Source organism: Mycobacterium branderi, assembly GCF_010728725.1.
Taxonomy (GTDB): Bacteria; Actinomycetota; Actinomycetes; order Mycobacteriales; family Mycobacteriaceae; genus Mycobacterium; species Mycobacterium branderi.
In genome coordinates this window covers 58,151-73,428 of record NZ_AP022607.1, presented here as the reverse complement: position 1 = coordinate 73,428, position 15,278 = coordinate 58,151, and the positions used below count along the sequence as shown (strand labels likewise).

Genomic DNA, 15,278 nt, shown 5'->3' with positions numbered 1-15,278 from the left:
GTCCGCGAAGTCACACCCCGAGCCTGTCCAGTAGGAGCTCGCGGTACCTCGTGGGGCTGCCGAGCAGGTATTCGCTGCTCTTGGCCCTACGGAAATACAGGTGCGCCGGGTGCTCCCAGGTGAACCCGATGCCGCCGTGCACCTGGATCGTCTCTGCGGCGACGCGGAAGAATGCCTCCGAGCAGAACACCTTGGCGATTGCGGCGGCCACCGGAAGTTCGGGTGAATCCGTGGCCGCCGCGGTGGCCGCGTGGCGGACCACCGAGTCCATTCGCTCCACATCGAAGGCCATGTCGGCGAGCTTGTGCTTGATCGCCTGGAACGCGCCGATCGGCCGCCCGAACTGATGGCGCAGCTTCGCATACTCCATGCACATCTGCATCAAAAACCCTGCGGCTCCTGCTTGTTCGGCGGCCAGCGCGACACAAGCATGGTCAAGCATCGATGCGACGGCGCCGCCGGCGGCTCCGTGGTCACCGACAAGGGTGGCCGGTGCGCCGTCGAAACGCACCTTGGACTGGCGCCGGGTGAGGTCGAGCGCCGACAGCGGCACGATCGTGACGCCCGGCGCGGCCGGATCGACGGCATACACACTGGTGGCGGTCCCGGCGGTGACGACGACCAGGATCAGCCCGGCGGCATCGGCGGATAACACGGTGGTCTTCTCACCGCACAGCCGCCATTGGCCGTCGCGGTACTCGGCCACCACGTCGCAAAGGTCGCGTGGCTGCCAGGACCCTGCCCGTTCGGCGAGCGCGACGGTCGCAACCAGCTCACCGGCGGCGATCGCCGGCAGGTAACGCTGGTTGGCGTCCTCGTCGCCGAGCGCGACGAGCAGTCCGGTGGTCAGGGCGATCGTGGCGAAAAACGGCGAGGGCACCAACGCGCGCCCGAGTTCCTCGAAGACGATGGTCGTCTCCTGCGGGCCGTAGCCGGAGCCGCCGCAGGCTTCCGGCAGCCCGAGTCCGTGCAGGCCCAGCTGGCCGGCCATCTGGCGCCACAGCTCGACGTCGTAGCCGGTGTCGCTGTCGATGGCCCGCCGGACCGCGTCCCCGGGGCAGCGCTGTTGCAGAAAGCGGCGCACCGTGGCGCGCAGCTCGCCGTGTTCCTCGCTTACTACGTCCGGGATGAACACGTGTACCTCGAATGGTGATCAGTGCGTGCCGGTGCCGGCGGCGGCATCGCGAGCGGTCTGGTCGAACGGCACATCGCGGTTGGCGTGGCGCTCGCGGGGCAAGCCGAGCAGCCGCTCGGCGATCGTGTTCTTCTGGATCTCGGTGGTGCCGCCCGCGATGCCGGTCATGGGGAAAAACAGCAGATCGCGTGCCCAGCGCTCGCTGTCGAGATCGCCGGGCTCCCAGGCCAATACGTCCGGACCGCCGATGAAAATGGCGGCCTCGGCGCCGGCCCGGGCATTGCGGGCGATGCCGACCTTGCCCAGCGATCCCACCGGGCCCATCGCCAGCCCGGCGGAGGCAGCCGCTCTCATGCGGCGGCCCATGTAGTCCAGCAGCTGCTTGTCGATGTAGAGGTCGGCGAGGCGGGCGCGCACCGCGGGATCGGTGTCGACGCCGCGTGCCCGCGCGAGCGCGACCAGCTCGCCGAAATTGTCCGGGTCGAAAACATTGCCCGCGGTGGTCCCGGCGCTCAACGCGATGCGCTCATGCAGCAGCATCCGGTTCAGCACCGCCCAGCCGCCGTTGTACTCGCCGAGCAGGTTCCCCACCGGCACCCGAACGTCGTCGAGGAAGACCTCGTTGAAATGGGCGTCCCCGGTCATCTGGCGCAGCGGCCGGACGTCGACACCCGCGGTTGTCATGTCGACGATCACCATGGAAAGCCCCTGATATTTCGGCACTGTGCCGTCGGTGCGCACCAGCGCCGCGGCGTAGTCGGCGTCCGCGGCACCGGAGGTCCAGACTTTCTGGCCGTTGAGCACGAAGTCCTCGCCGTCGCGCGTCGCGCGGGTGCTGACGGCGCCGAGGTCCGAGCCGGCGCCCGGCTCGGACAGCAGCTGCGTCCACACCTCGTCGCCGCGCAGCATCGCAGGAATGTGCCGCCGCTTCTGCTCCTCGCTGCCCGCGTCGAGCAGCGTGGCCGCACAGATCCCGACGGTGACGGCGCTGGGAATCAAAGCCCAGGCGTAGGCCGCCGATTCCTCATTGAAGACGGTCTGGTACTCCGGCGGTAGTCCCCGTACTCCACCGGCCACGTCACATGCAGAATGCCCGCGTCGTAAGCCGCGGCGGTGGTGCGTTTGCGCTGCGCGTCGGTGTAGCTGGTCTCGGCATGCGGATCCACGTTGGCGCGAAACCATTCCCGCACCACGGCGCGGAACTGTTCGGGTGTCGCAATCCCGGGTTCGGCATCTGCGGCTGGCAACTCGGGCACGTCCACAAGCCTCTCAAGAGAACCGGTAGTTCGTCGAGACGACGTGACGTCGGCAATGACCTGCAGTGCTCAGAACGCCGAGCGATGCAGCCCGCCGTCGACCTCTATCCAGTCGCCGGTGATGTAACCGGCAGCATCGGAGCACAAATACACGATGAGAGAGGCGATCTCTGCAGCCTTGCCCATCCGCCCGGCCGGGATTCGCGCCTGGGAGAGCAGGAATTCCCGGCGTTGATCATCGGTGGTGACGCCAACGCTGTCGGCCAGGTAATTGAGGGAGTTCTCGGTCTCGATCCATCCGGGCGCAACGGTGTTGACCGTGATGCCGTAGCGAGCGTATTCGTCGGCCACCGTCTTGAGCAGCCCGATGGTCGATGGCCGGGTGGCGTTGGCAACCATGTGGTGGATACTGCCCGTCGGTTCTTTCGCTGTGGCAGAACCGATGTGGACATATCGGCCCCAGCCGGCTTCTTTCATGGCGGGCAGCACCGCATGCAGCAAATAGAACTGACTGATCGTGTAGGACTCGAACGACTCACGTAACGGCGCGGGGTCGGTGATATCGGAGAAGTCCCCGCTCCGCAGGTATTTGGTCTGGCCGATGACGATCAGCGGATCGCCGAGCTCCTCGCGCACCCGCTCGACCGCGGTCGCGACGCCTTCTTGCGAGGTGATATCGGCGGGGACGCTGATCGCCGTGCCCCCTCGGTGCCGAATCGCTGCGGCGGCGGCCTCGACGTCAGCGGCGGTGCGGGCCAGGATTCCGATCGGACAGCCCTCGTCGGCGAGCATCTTCGCCGCCTCGAAACCCATCCCCTTGCTGCCGCCGACGACCAGCGCGACGCGGCCTTTGATGCGGTAGTCCACAGCTAAAGTCTTCCGGTTGTCGGCCTAGTTGATTGTGGACCTCACCGTAGCAAAAGCAGATAAACATATTCCTGTTTTGTGGATCTGCGGCGGTTTCACCGATCCGGTGTCGGCTCAGCGTGTAGTTGTTGCGCGAGGTTCTTCAGGGCTTCCATCGCCACATTGACGGCCTCTTCGACTTCCCTGGTGCGGGAGCGATATTCGCCGTCATGTCCGCTGCGTGCCTCTAGGGCGGGGGCGATGAAGTGCCGGAACCGGCGCCGCACCGCCCTTTCTGTGCGGTCGAGCTCCTCGGCGGCCAGATATGTCTGCTCGACGAGGAAGTCGATGAGTTCGTCGAGCGGGACGTCGCTGCGGATCTCCCCGTTGCGCTGACCTTCCTCGAGCACCGGGCCCATCACACCGACGGCGGCCTGGTGGACCCGCGGATCGTGCACCGAGGCCGCATGCCGCGAAATCAGCACCTGGATGGCGGAATCGGTCGGTAGCTCGCGTGCGGTGTAGATCAGCGCCGCCTCGATCTTCGCGAACGCGCCGGTCTTCGTCTGCATCAACTGGTGCACCGCGTCGATGTGGCGCTGCGCTCGAAGCAGCGCCACCTGAACTACAACCTCGGAGACGCTGCCCAATTGCCGAAACGCGGTGGCGCGAGACACCCCGGCTCGTTTGGCGACTGCTTCCATTTGGACCGCGTCGATGCCATGCGCTGCGATCAGCGCGTCGGCGGCGCGGATCAGCCGGGACCTCACCGTGCCGTCGTCAGCACTGCCGATGCTGACGACATTCATGTGATCGCGCCGGCGAGTTTCAATTCGATGAGTCGCTCGTCGTCGATACCGAGTTCGCGCAGTACGTCATCGGTGTGTTCGGCGAATTGCGGCGCCCGTGTCAACGAGGGCTTCGCCTCGTCGAACTTGACCGGGTTGGCCACCAGCCTGCGGGGTTGCCCCTCGGCGTCGATGACATCGACGATGCGCCCGTTGGCGTTCAAAGCGTCGTCGTTGCCGACGTCCCACGGATCCTGTACCGGCGCCCACTGTCCGCTGGTCGGCTTCAGCAGCCGCACGCACTCGTCGAATGTCCGGCGGGCGAATGCTTCCCGCACGATCGCATATGCCGCGTCGGCGTTCTCGGCCAAAGCCTCCAGCGATTCGAACCTCGGATCGTGCGCGAACTCATCGCATCCCATCAGTCGGCAGACCTCGGGCCAGTAGCGGGTGGGCTGCAGCATCGACAGCTGGATGAAACGCCCGTCGGCCGTGCGGTAGTTGCCTGTCAACGGGTTACCCGGCGCCTGGGTCTTGCGATCGATTTTCGGCAGCGGTCCGCCGGCCAGGAGCGCCAGGTTCACGCTGAACTGGGTGGCCCAGGCGCCGACGGCCAGCAGCGACACGTCTATCACCGACGGTTCGCCGGTTGCCCGGCGACCGTAGAGGGCGGCGGCGACGCCGCCCGCGATGGCCAGCCCGCCTATGTTGTCCCCGTAGGCGCCCGCGGGCATGAACGCGACTTGCTCAGTGTCACACGGCGTCACGCCGTCGGCGCTGCCGCCGCGCGCCCAGAACGCGGTCGCGTCGTAGGCGCCGGTGTCGCGGTCGGGGCCCTGGCTTCCGAATCCGCTGCCGGCCACATAGATGATGTCGGGATTGATCCGGCGGACATCGTCGAGGTCGATGTGCAGCTTGGCGCGCGCGGTCGGCAGGTAGTTCGTCAAGAAGACGTCGCTTCGGCGGATCAGCTCGTCGAGGACCGGTCGCGACTCGGCGACGGCCAGACCCAGTCCGACGCTGCGTTTGCCCCGGTTGGGTGCTTCCATGATCGGCGCAAACGACGATCCGGGCACGGTGGTGGCGCGTCCCAAGACGTTGATCAGGCCGCGTTGCGCATCGCCGGTGACCGGGTTTTCGATCTTGATCACGTCTGCGCCCCAGTCCGCCAGCACGGCGCCGGCCGCGGGAACGAAAGTGAACTGGGCGACCTCCAAAACACGCACCCCGTCCAACGGTCGATGCATTACGCCTCCCACTCCAGCGGCAATGACTCCAAACCCAACTGGCTGCCGGTCTCTAACAGCTCGGCGCCGGCTGCGACGCGATAGTGCGGAATCCGCTTGTGCCACTCTTCGAGCGCGATTTTCAGCTCGCGGCGGGCCAGATGCGATCCCAAACAGCGGTGTGGGCCGGCGCCAAAGCCGATGTGGTTGTTCGGCTTGCGGGTGATGTCGACTGTCGTGGCGTTGGGGAATGCGGCATCGTCGCGGGTCGCGGCGTTCAGCGGAATGTTCACCATGTCGCCGGCCTTCATCGGGCAGCCTTGTAGCTCAACGTCTTTCATGACCTTGCGAGCCGGTATCACGATCGCGTAGGCGCGCAGGAACTCCTCGACCGCGGTGGGGATGATCGTCGGGTCGGTGACGATGCGGTTGCGGTCGTCGTCCTTGCGGGCCAGGTGCAAAAAGATCCAGCCCAGCGTGACCGACACCGTGTCGAGCCCCGCCATGAACATCAGCAGGCAAAACGACAGCAGGTCGGCGTCGGAGACCGGTTCGCCGTCGATCTGGTAGGTCAGGGCCTTGCTGACGATGTCGTTGCGCGGATGGGCGCGGCGTTCGGCGATGACACTGTTAAAGCGGCCCATCACGGCCATCATCGCGGCGAGCTGCTTTTGCATGCCGGCCTCGTCGCCGGCCCCGGCGTGCAGGATGTCGTGCTCCCACTGGAGAAACTGGTCGAGTTCGTCGACGGGCAGGCCCATCAGTTCCAAGAAGATGGTGGTCGGGAACCGCTGCGCGAAATCGGCCATGAAGTCGCACGACTCTCGCTGAGCGACCGCGTCGATCAGTTCGATCGCCCGGGCGCGCACGGTGCCCTCCAGCCGCTCAACGGCCATGGGGGAAAACAGCGGACCGAGTTGGTGGCGCCACTGCTTGTGCTCATTGCCGTCGAGCATCTCGGGGATCCACTTGTACGGCGGGTCGGGGTCGTAGGCGACGACCACGCTGCTGGAGAACACTTCGGGGTTTTGCAGGACCTGCAGGATGCCCTGGTAGTTGCACACCGTCCAAAAGCCGGGACCGAACTCGTTGCGGTACCAGGGGAATTGGGCACGCAGCTCGTCGTAGGTCTTGAACCACGTGCCCGCGGGCTTGGTCTGCATGTAGTCGAATGTCACGACCGGGCAGTTCCGCTGTTCCGTCGCCGTCACGCCAACCTCCGATGCGATTGATAAAGCCCTGCGACTCATATTTGAGACTTGATCGCATGAGAGTATCACCAACAACGGTTTCGGGGGAGACCCGGATCACACTGCGTCGGCGGTCATTCCATGATGTCGCGCACCTTGGCCTTCTCCAGGCCCTTGAGCAGCGCGGCGGCGGCGTTCTCCATGTGTCGGCGCCAATGCGCTTCGGCTCCCGCGCCGTCACGCTTGACGACGAGTCCGAGAAGCCGGCGATACGACCGCAGCAACCTGTCGTACTCGGCCTTCGGTACCGCGTTGTCGGTGCCGCGGATGGCCGTGGCGGTGTGGCGTTCGGAAATCTCGTGCAGCATCCCGGCGATCATGGCCAGGGTCGTGTTGCCCGACAACTGCACCAATCTGACATGCAGGTCGGCCGACGCCCGCGCAAGCTCACCGTTTTTGCGCGCGGCGGGAATCTCGCCGACCAGCCGTTCGAGCTCCTGATGCGCTGCCTTGGTACCGTTTTCGGCCACCAGCCTCGCGGCGAGCGGCTCGATTGCAATACGCGCGGTCATGACGTCGGCCAATGTCGCCCCGGACAGTTCGAGCAACAACGCGGCCGGCCGGGCGACGATCTCCGGTCCCGGGATACGAACCCTGGCACCGGTACGCGAGCCACGCCGAACTTCAACAAGGCGTTGCGATTCGAGCACGCGCACCGCTTCCCGCAACGTCGGCCTGCTGACCCCGAACTGCGCCATCAGCTCGGCCTCGCGAGGCAGGAAGTCCCCATCGCCGAGTTCTCCGTCGACGATCATCCGGCGAAGCCTGTTGGCCACCAACTCGGCGGTCTTGGGCGAGCGCACCGCCGGCACCAAGGGGTCCTGGGGAGATGTCAACGAGAAAGTTTCAGGTCCGGCCATCGCGGCCTCCTATCGCGTGAGCCAACACAGCCAACCGACTACACAATCTAGATCGCTGCGCCGGGCGCCAACGAGGCCGAGTCACGCGAACTCACCGGCGAACGCGATGGCGGCGGCGTCGTAGTGCAAGCGGCGGCGCGTGCCGACCAAGAAACTCGGCGGTGCCAGAAAGGCGGTGTCGGGCAAGTGTTTGCGGGCGCGCAGCATCTCGTGGGCCTGCGCGGCGTCGCCACAGACCGCGATCGACCAGAGCATGTCGTCGGTGACGTGGTCACCGATTTGGTCCGGTCGGCCGCTGCCGAACGCAGCGCGGATGGCGGCCACCTGGTCCTGCCAACCGTGCAGCTCCACCAGCGGATCGTAGGTGCGCACGGTCAGATAGAACGCGATCTGCATGCGGGCATCTCGGATCGCCCGAACAGGATCGGCGTCGTTGATCGCGGTGATCAACCACCCCCAGCGGTGCAAGGCGGCGGGATCGCGACCACTGTCCGCACACCCTGTGGCCAGCGCGGGCTCGGCGGTCTCGGTCCACCACCGATCGGTGAACAGGCCGTGGCCCAGCACACCATCGGCCACCCGGCCCGCAGTGCGCAGCATGATCCGATTGAACGCACCGATCAGGATCGGCACATCGAGCCGACCCAACACAGGAGCCCTGATATCGGCGTCGACGGTGTAAAACCTGCCGCTGTAGCGGACTGCTTCGCCGTTTTCGGCCTGCAGGTAGGCCCTGATCGCCTCGACCAATTCCGCCATCCGCGCCGCCGGATGATCGGCGCAAGCAGCGAACCAATCCCGATTCATGCGCGGGGTGCCAGAACCAAGACCGAGAAACACCCGCCCCGGAGCCCATTTCGACAGATGGCGCACGGCGGAGGCATGAACGAACGGGGAGCGGGCGAACGCATACGCGACACCCGGCCCCACCATCGCCGCCGACGTGCGCAGGGCCATTTCGGCACTGGTCACATACGCGTTGGCGTCACTGAATTCGCCGGCGCAGAAAGCGCGCGCCCCCGACGCCTCGGCCCGGGCCGCACACTCGGCGCCGGGCCACGGCAGCCCCCATTTCATCGGGGCACCCCTTGCCGAATCGTCTGCGCTGCGCCACACTGTCTCCACATAAATAACTTAGTTTACCTTGTGGGAGTTCGATGGGCTACGTGTGGGCTACACCTCCGACGCCACCGGCGCTGCTGGATCCGTCGGGAGCCTGGTTCTTCAACTGGGTAATCCCGGTGGCCGGCAGCGTGGTAATCGCACTGGCGGTCTACGACTCGATCCGGCGGCGCCGCCTGACATGGGGCTTTCTCTTTCTGTTCAACAGCATGCTCGTGTATTGGATGGAGACCATCGGTGACTGGGGCCAAGAGCTGATCTACAGCCCCACGTTCTGGACGCACCATGCCCTGGAGTGGCTACCGCTGAAGACACCCAACGACCCGGTCTTCATGCCGTTCGCTTATGCGGTGTATTGGACGGTACACGCGGTCGTGGTGCTGTGGCTCGGCCAGCTGCTGGCCCGCCGGTTCGGCTGGAGCATGCTCAAAGCGGTTGCCATCTTGGCGATTCCGGTCAATTACGGATGGGATCTTCTCGTCGAGGGCACCGCCGCGGCGATGGGATGGTGGACCTACGACCCGGGAATGGGCCCCGTGCTGACATTCGGCAATGGGGGCCGGTTCACGCTGCTGTGGACAGTCGGGCTGATGTGCTTCTGGCCCAACCTGATCGCCTACTGGGCTGGAAAGCCACCGGTGCGCGGCTTGAATCACTTCGAGCGCTTTTTCGCCCTGGACCGGTTCACCAGGCCAAAATCCCCTGCCGTCGAAGGCGTGTCGGGAGCCGAGCCGCCGCCGCCGAGCGCGAGTACGACCGTGGCCACGCTCGCTCGGCAGGGGCAGCGCAGCAAGCAGCAGCAATACGATGATCTGCTCGACTACGAGGTGATCATCCCGCGGTGGAAGTTCGAATTGGCCCGGTTCGGAGCGTGGTTCGTGGTCTTTCAGATCAGCTTTTTCGTGTTGCTCGACGTCCCGTTGGTGGTGATGCGGGTGGTCACCGGCAATGACAGCATCTACGTTCCATGAACTCGGGGGAGAAAAGCCAATGACCTACCTGCCACCGTCCGATCGCGACGACCTGATCAAGGAGACGGCGCGGCTGATCGGTGCCTGCATCACCGGCATTGTGCTGCTGGGCATCGTCGTGTACTTCTGCACGGTCTGAGATCAACGCCCTCACCGGATGCGCGGCGCGCGCTTGTGGGTCCGCGCGTCGACGCGTGTCCCGCCGAGATTGCCGAGTTGGGTGTAGGAAAGGCCGCGCTGCTGGGCGAGACTCGGCGCAAGGTCGCGGGCCTCCCACAGCGCACGCACGGTGCCCTGAATGCCTTCTGGCCGCCGCGCGGCAATCTCAGCGGCCAACTGGCCGGCACGCGCCCGCAGCTCGTCATCGGGCACCACCTCGGTGACTAGGCCTATCCGAAGCGCGGTCTGCGCTACCAGCCGCTCCTCACTGCCGAGCAGCGCCCAGCGCAGCACCTCGCCGTAGGGCACGCCAAGAGCCAGCATGCCGATGGGCTCCAGTGCCGACACCACACCGATATTGGCGTGCGGATCGAAAAACGTTGTTGTCTCGGCGCAGATCGCAAAATCGCACTCATTGACGAAGTACATGGCGCCGCCGGCCACCATGCCGTGCAACGCCGCGATGACCGGCTTCCAGACCTTGTGCGCCTTCGGGCCGAGCGTGGTGCCGGGGTCCTGCTGGTCGACGAACGGCTTGTGCTCCCACCACGTCCCCTCCGACACGTCGATTCCCGTGCAGAACGCGCGCTCGCCGTTGCCGCGCAGCACCGCGACCCGGATGTCGCCGTCGTCGCGTACCTGCTGCCACACCGTGGTGATCTCGCGGGCCATCTGCTCGTTGAAGCTGTTGAGCCGTTCCGGCCGGTTCAGTGTCACGGTCGCAACGTGGTTTTCGACCTCGAATTCGATCGTCTGGAAGGTTGTCACGTGTCTAACGTAGTGCACTAACTGCGGCTTGGGTAGCCAGCTCCTGCTACTGCGTGGATCGCGTCGCAGACGGGCGTGCGACGAACAACCGAGCACAGCCATGCCACTCAACTGGACATCGGCCGCCATAAGATTGGACTTGTGGGTTCACACCACTGTGGGTATCCACGCCGCGATGCGGTCCCATAGCTGGGCGCGGTGGCTGCCGAAGTTGTGACAGTGTCCCGACTTCGGCACCAGATACAGCGTTACGTCAGATGAGCCCGTGTAGTTGGCCGGTTCGGCGTACGGGTTGGGTGACACGTCGATGGCCGCTCCGAACGCCAGGAATACCGGCACATCCAGCTGCGGTGTGTACTTCTCGACGAAGCCTGGCGTAGTGACTTCTGCCGCGGCGCGTACCGGAACTCGGCTCTCGACGGCGGTGTCAGCGTCGATGACCTGTTGTGGTACCTCGCCCGCGTAGAACATGTCGGCCAGAAACGTTCGCGGACCGATCATATGGCTGTCGTCGGGGCTGACGCCGGCCAATTGGCAGACGTTCACGATGTTCTGTTGAAGCCGGGTCTCGAGATCGTCGGCGTCGGCGTCGTGCTCGTAGACGTGAGTGATCTGGACTGCGTAGCCCAGCAGCGCGACGGCGTCGTAGACCTGATGTCGTGCCTGCACCATCGTCGTGAGGCAAGAGCCCATGGAGTGGCCAACGCCGATGACCGGCAAGCTCACTGCAGGCAGACCGTCTGCCAAAGTGCCCGCCACGGATTTGGCGCGGATCTGCCGGAGCACCTCGGCGTCGCCGGTGGCAAGCATGTCCAGGCCGAGCGGACCTGAGTCGACCGGGTCGGTGCTCTCGCCCACACCCAAGTGGTCGACCGCGATCACGATGTAGCCTGCCTCGGCCATGTGTTCGCCGAAGCTGTAGCCGGGATGCCCTGGAATCTGCATGTGCCAGTAGTGCTTGTCGTACACGCCGCCCGCGAGGCACACCAAAATCGCCGGCGCCTCCGAGGGGCGTACTGGCAGGAACGTCCACGCCGCCTGGGTGAGCTCTTCTTCGCTTCCGATGGCGGCAGAGACGTCGAAGGACAACCGCAGGGGCATTGTTTCTCCGGTGGTTTCTCGGGGCATCAGACGGTATGCAACATGGGCGTCAGCGCCGCGGCGTCGGCGATGCTGCGCAACAGATCGTTGAGGTGAGTGCAGGTGGACGTGCCCGATAGTTCGCGGCGGACACGAAAATGCAACTCGCCCAATTTCATCCCCGTGATGCGGGTCGCGCTGGCGACGGCGCCGGGGCATTCCTGCCACGGCAGCACTCTGGGGACCGCCGCCGAACGCACGATGGTGTCAGTCTCGGGATCGACCGACGCTTCCAGTGTGTACTCGTGGATGATGGTTTGCGTGCCGTCGGCGCGGACGTAGGTGTCGCGAAACATCGCGTCGATCAACACTTCTCGGTTCTTCTGGCTTCGGTACACGTCGAGGCGGCGCCGCCGCCGCATACCGAGGACCGGCAGCGTCGCCATGTCATGCCAGGCGAGGGGATCGGCCGGGTCCTCGAGATCGGGGGCCGCCGGCCCGGTCACCACGGCGGGGTCGCCGGCTTCGAACGACGTCATCAACAGGCCGCCGGTTACAAAGCCGGCGCACTGATAGGCGACCGGTAGATAACCGGACTTCGATACGTTACCCAGTGCGCCGGAGGCCGACAGCGCATGCCCGGAAATCAATGTCGCGACTGGGACGTCGTCAAGCAGGGTGTAGCGCAGATCGCGTCGCAGCCGCAGCTGCGGCGCCGCCTTGTCGACCGCGGCTCGAAAGCCCCGCATCGCCGGGGCGCCGACCAGCCGCATGCCGGGAACGGCCGGCGCGACCTCGATGTGCTGGATGACCCGCGGGATCATCTCGACGGTCGCCTGCATCCAGGCCTGGCCGATCTCGGTTGCGGTTCCGTCGCGGGCTGTCTTGAGGTCGCGTGCCCGACCCAGTAGGTACACCGGGTCCAGTGAGCCGGGGTCGCGCGTCATGTCGATGGAGCTGGTGCGCCGGACCGAGCCGGGGAGCCGCGGTGGCGTTCCCCGCGTCGGTTCGTGAATGCCGTGCAGGGGATGAAGCCCGAAACCCGGTGTGCCCAAATCCGTGCGGGTCGTGTCGGAAGTCGAAGTGGTCACGGGTTTTTGCGTCCTTTGCTATCGCACCGCGAAGCCGGCGTCCAGCGGCCAGGCGGTGCCGGTGATGAATCTGGCTTCGTCGGAAACCAGCCAGGCAACGGCACCGGCGACATCTTCGGGTTGCAGAATCTGTATCGGTAGCACGTTCTGCATGGCCGAGAGCGCCTCGTCATTGGCTTCGAACAGCTTGGCCATCGTCTCGTTCATCACCATGCCGGTCGCCACCCCTGTCGGGTGGATGGTGTTGACGCGAATCGAATGTGGCCCAAGGTGGTTGGCCCACACCTGCATCAATGCGACCAGCCCCCGTTTGGCGGCGGCATACGCCTGCCCACCCGCCCGGTCGGTGCCGGTGGCCTTCAAACCGGCGCTGGAGCTGGTGATCACGATCGATCCGCCCCGGCCGCCCCCTATCAGGGTAGGGATCGCTGCCTCGACGGTGTTCCACACGCCGATCAGGTTCACGTCGATGATGTCCCGGAAGATCTGGCGTCGATTCGGTCCCTCGCTGAGCCGGACGATCCCGGCGTTGGCCACCACGATGTCCAGACGGCCGAGTTCGGCTACGCCTGCGCGGACAATGGCGTCGACGGCGTCCGCGTCGCGAACATCGGCCTGGCGGGCCACGATTCGCCGGCCCTGATCCTCGACGAGCTTGACGGTCTGCTCGAGGTCTGCCGGTGTCGCGTTGGGGTAGTCCATCGAGTCGATCTCGGCGCAGATGTCGAGGGCGATGATGTCGGCGCCGTCGCCGGCGAGGCGCACGGCATGCGCGCGGCCCTGCCCTCGGGCACCGCCGGTGATGAAGGCGACCTTGCCGTCCAGATTTCCCACGAGATCTCCTTCGATGGGTTGGTGGTGTCAGGAAAGCGCACTGCCGGTATGAAGGCGCGCCAATCTCAGCCCGTCTTGGGGGTCGTCGACCTCGACGCTCCAATTGCCGCATGAGCACGAGGCGCGGAAATGCCCGTTTGCGGGCAGAATCGATTGACCGTCGCATGATCCACCGGTGTTGGCGATGCTGGTGAGAAACTCCAGGGGCTTTTCGTGCCAAGCGCTCTCGTCGTCGGTCATGGAACCTCACTCTCATGGGGTGTCCGCGGTCGGAACACCGGAAGCATCCAGCCGTCGGTGATCGGGGAGAAGTCAACGCGCACAGTCATGCCGATCGTCACGTCACTCGGCGCGATGCCGACGATGTTGCTGACCAGCCGTGCACCGGGCGCATCGGGCAGATCGACCACGGCGGGTACCAACGTCAGGTCGGGCAGGCCGGGGATTCCGTGCACGACCGCAAAGCTGTATACGGTTGCCTGACCACTCAATTGGACCCAGGTGACGGCGGTGGACTGGCAAGCCGGGCAGAACGGTGTGGGGGGCAGCCGGAAGGTGCCACAGTCGGTGCAGCGGGGAGCGACGAGCCGCCGTTGTTGGGCTGCCTGCCAGAACGGTTCGGTGTGTTTGTTGACGGCGATGCGGACGTGCTGGCCGGGCAGGGTGGTGGCCGGCGTCGCCAGCGGGGCGCTCATGCCGCGCGTCCCAGGATCAAGCCGCTGACCGGGAGACTGGCCGGCCCGCCGGTGACCAACGCAAGCTCTGCGCCGGGCACCTGGTTGATGGCGGTGCCGCGCATCTGCTCGACTCCTTCCATGATGTGGGTCATGCCGATGATGTAGGCCTCCGACAGTTGGCCGCCGTGGGTGTTGACCGGAATGGAGCCGCCGTCATAGCGGATCGCCCCACTCTCGACGAATGCACCGCCTTCGCCTTTGTCGCAAAAGCCGTAATCTTCGAGCTGCATCAGCACCATCGGGGTGAAGTGGTCGTAGAGCAGCGCCACGTCGATGTCGGTGGCGGTGATCCCGGCCTGCCGGTAGAGCCGTTCGGCGATCGGCTTGTTACCGGCGGAGGCGAAGTACTCGTCGGGCATGCCCATCCAGGCGAATGCGCGTCCCCAGTCCCGCACCCCACCGTGGGCGGCGGCGACCACCGGGACCGGCGGCCGGCGAAGGTCGCGGGCCCGCTCCATGCTGGTGGTGATGACCGCGACCGCGCCGTCGGTCTCCTGGCAGAAGTCGTAGAGACACAACGGTTCTGCGATCATCCGCGCGTTGAAGTAGTCCTCCAGGGTGAGGGGTTCTCGGTGGATCGCCTTGGGCCGGTTCATCGCATTGGCCCGGGTGGAGATCGCTATCTCGGCGAACGCCTCGCGACGGGTGCCGTAGAGATGCATGTGCCTGCGCGCCAGCACCGACATGAGCTGTCCCGGACCGAACAGGCCTGAGGGCTGAAGGAACGAGTTGAGCGGGTCGGGCTCCATCGCCGAAAACACTGATCCCAGGCGCTGTTTGGACTGCTGCAGGGCCATCACGGTGACCATCACTGACGCGTCGCCGGCGACAATGGCCGCCCTGGCTAGGCCGATCGCGCCGGCTGAACCACCGCCGCCCGAAGTCAGCGCCGCGCTGAAGCGGACCTCCGGAATGCCGAGCGTTTCCATGAATTCGCCGGTGTCCATTTTCTCGGTGTAACCGGCGGTGGCCCCCGAGTAGTAGGCGAAACCGTCAATGTCAGCGACGCAGAGTCCGGCGTCTTCGCACGCGGCGAGGATCGCCTCGCCGGCGAGTTCGGTGGTGGTTTTCGGCAGCGACCCGCCGCGTTTGTAGTACGGCGTCGCGCCGACGCCGACGATGGCGACGTCACGCAGGCCGTTCGAATTGGACACC

17 protein-coding genes and 1 pseudogene are annotated in these 15,278 nt (G+C 65.7%); 2 read left to right on the top strand and 16 right to left on the bottom strand.

What is annotated here, in order from left to right; translation table 11 throughout:
• Positions 1–10: 10 nt before the first annotated feature.
• The 9 genes and pseudogenes from G6N47_RS25275 to G6N47_RS25235 form a co-directional block, all read right to left on the bottom strand.
• Positions 11–1,135: an acyl-CoA dehydrogenase family protein gene (locus tag G6N47_RS25275; protein ID WP_211281499.1), complete on the bottom strand. Its 1,125-nt coding sequence runs from the start codon at positions 1,133–1,135 to the stop codon at positions 11–13.
• A gap of 18 nt (positions 1,136–1,153) precedes the next feature.
• Positions 1,154–2,044 carry an acyl-CoA dehydrogenase family protein gene (locus G6N47_RS25270; RefSeq protein ID WP_372517476.1) on the bottom strand — a complete coding sequence of 297 codons (891 nt, stop codon included), beginning with the start codon at positions 2,042–2,044 and terminating at the stop codon, positions 1,154–1,156.
• Positions 2,045–2,089: 45 nt separating this feature from the next.
• Positions 2,090–2,301, bottom strand: a pseudogene (locus G6N47_RS30405) (hypothetical protein); the annotation flags it as partial.
• Positions 2,302–2,460: 159 nt separating this feature from the next.
• Positions 2,461–3,258 (bottom strand): SDR family oxidoreductase, encoded by a 798-nt coding sequence (locus G6N47_RS25260; RefSeq protein WP_083130783.1) that lies wholly within the window; start codon positions 3,256–3,258, stop codon positions 2,461–2,463.
• 95 nt (positions 3,259–3,353) lie between these two features.
• Positions 3,354–4,046: a TetR/AcrR family transcriptional regulator gene (locus tag G6N47_RS25255; RefSeq protein ID WP_083130782.1), complete on the bottom strand. Its 693-nt coding sequence runs from the start codon at positions 4,044–4,046 to the stop codon at positions 3,354–3,356.
• Positions 4,043–5,272 (bottom strand): CaiB/BaiF CoA transferase family protein, encoded by a 1,230-nt coding sequence (locus tag G6N47_RS25250; RefSeq protein ID WP_083130780.1) that lies wholly within the window; start codon positions 5,270–5,272, stop codon positions 4,043–4,045. The genes G6N47_RS25255 and G6N47_RS25250 overlap by 4 nt, the downstream gene beginning before the upstream one ends.
• Positions 5,272–6,462: a cytochrome P450 gene (locus tag G6N47_RS25245; protein WP_232080406.1), complete on the bottom strand. Its 1,191-nt coding sequence runs from the start codon at positions 6,460–6,462 to the stop codon at positions 5,272–5,274. The genes G6N47_RS25250 and G6N47_RS25245 overlap by 1 nt, the downstream gene beginning before the upstream one ends.
• Before the next feature lie 113 nt (positions 6,463–6,575).
• Positions 6,576–7,361, bottom strand: coding sequence for a FadR/GntR family transcriptional regulator (locus G6N47_RS25240; protein WP_083130777.1), 786 nt, complete (start codon positions 7,359–7,361; stop codon positions 6,576–6,578).
• 81 nt (positions 7,362–7,442) lie between these two features.
• Positions 7,443–8,438: an LLM class flavin-dependent oxidoreductase gene (locus tag G6N47_RS25235; RefSeq protein WP_083130775.1), complete on the bottom strand. Its 996-nt coding sequence runs from the start codon at positions 8,436–8,438 to the stop codon at positions 7,443–7,445.
• Positions 8,439–8,527: 89 nt separating this feature from the next.
• Between G6N47_RS25235 and G6N47_RS25230 the strand changes: the two genes are divergently transcribed.
• Positions 8,528–9,454 (top strand): hypothetical protein, encoded by a 927-nt coding sequence (locus tag G6N47_RS25230; RefSeq protein WP_232080405.1) that lies wholly within the window; start codon positions 8,528–8,530, stop codon positions 9,452–9,454.
• A gap of 19 nt (positions 9,455–9,473) precedes the next feature.
• Positions 9,474–9,593, top strand: a complete 120-nt coding sequence (locus G6N47_RS30470) for a DUF7156 family protein (protein WP_428839053.1) — start codon at positions 9,474–9,476, stop codon at positions 9,591–9,593.
• An 11-nt stretch (positions 9,594–9,604) separates the two neighbouring features.
• Here G6N47_RS30470 and G6N47_RS25225 read toward each other — a convergent pair whose 3' ends face one another.
• From G6N47_RS25225 to G6N47_RS25195, 7 genes are all read right to left on the bottom strand, one after another.
• Positions 9,605–10,381 (bottom strand): enoyl-CoA hydratase/isomerase family protein, encoded by a 777-nt coding sequence (locus tag G6N47_RS25225; protein WP_232080404.1) that lies wholly within the window; start codon positions 10,379–10,381, stop codon positions 9,605–9,607.
• 147 nt (positions 10,382–10,528) lie between these two features.
• Positions 10,529–11,482 carry an alpha/beta hydrolase gene (locus tag G6N47_RS25220; RefSeq protein WP_083130899.1) on the bottom strand — a complete coding sequence of 318 codons (954 nt, stop codon included), beginning with the start codon at positions 11,480–11,482 and terminating at the stop codon, positions 10,529–10,531.
• 26 nt (positions 11,483–11,508) lie between these two features.
• A complete protein-coding gene (locus G6N47_RS25215) occupies positions 11,509–12,408 on the bottom strand; it encodes a DUF2889 domain-containing protein (protein WP_083130898.1) in 900 nt (299 codons plus the stop codon).
• A gap of 162 nt (positions 12,409–12,570) precedes the next feature.
• The gene (locus G6N47_RS25210) at positions 12,571–13,386 is read right to left on the bottom strand and encodes a mycofactocin-coupled SDR family oxidoreductase (RefSeq protein ID WP_083130774.1); all 816 of its coding nucleotides are present in this window, start codon (positions 13,384–13,386) and stop codon (positions 12,571–12,573) included.
• A 27-nt stretch (positions 13,387–13,413) separates the two neighbouring features.
• Positions 13,414–13,626: a hypothetical protein gene (locus tag G6N47_RS25205; RefSeq protein WP_083130772.1), complete on the bottom strand. Its 213-nt coding sequence runs from the start codon at positions 13,624–13,626 to the stop codon at positions 13,414–13,416.
• Positions 13,623–14,081 (bottom strand): Zn-ribbon domain-containing OB-fold protein, encoded by a 459-nt coding sequence (locus G6N47_RS25200; RefSeq protein ID WP_083130770.1) that lies wholly within the window; start codon positions 14,079–14,081, stop codon positions 13,623–13,625. The genes G6N47_RS25205 and G6N47_RS25200 overlap by 4 nt, the downstream gene beginning before the upstream one ends.
• Positions 14,078–15,277, bottom strand: a complete 1,200-nt coding sequence (locus G6N47_RS25195) for a thiolase C-terminal domain-containing protein (protein WP_083130769.1) — start codon at positions 15,275–15,277, stop codon at positions 14,078–14,080. Before G6N47_RS25195 ends, G6N47_RS25200 begins: the two co-directional genes overlap by 4 nt.
• Between the last annotated feature and the right edge of the window lies 1 nt (position 15,278).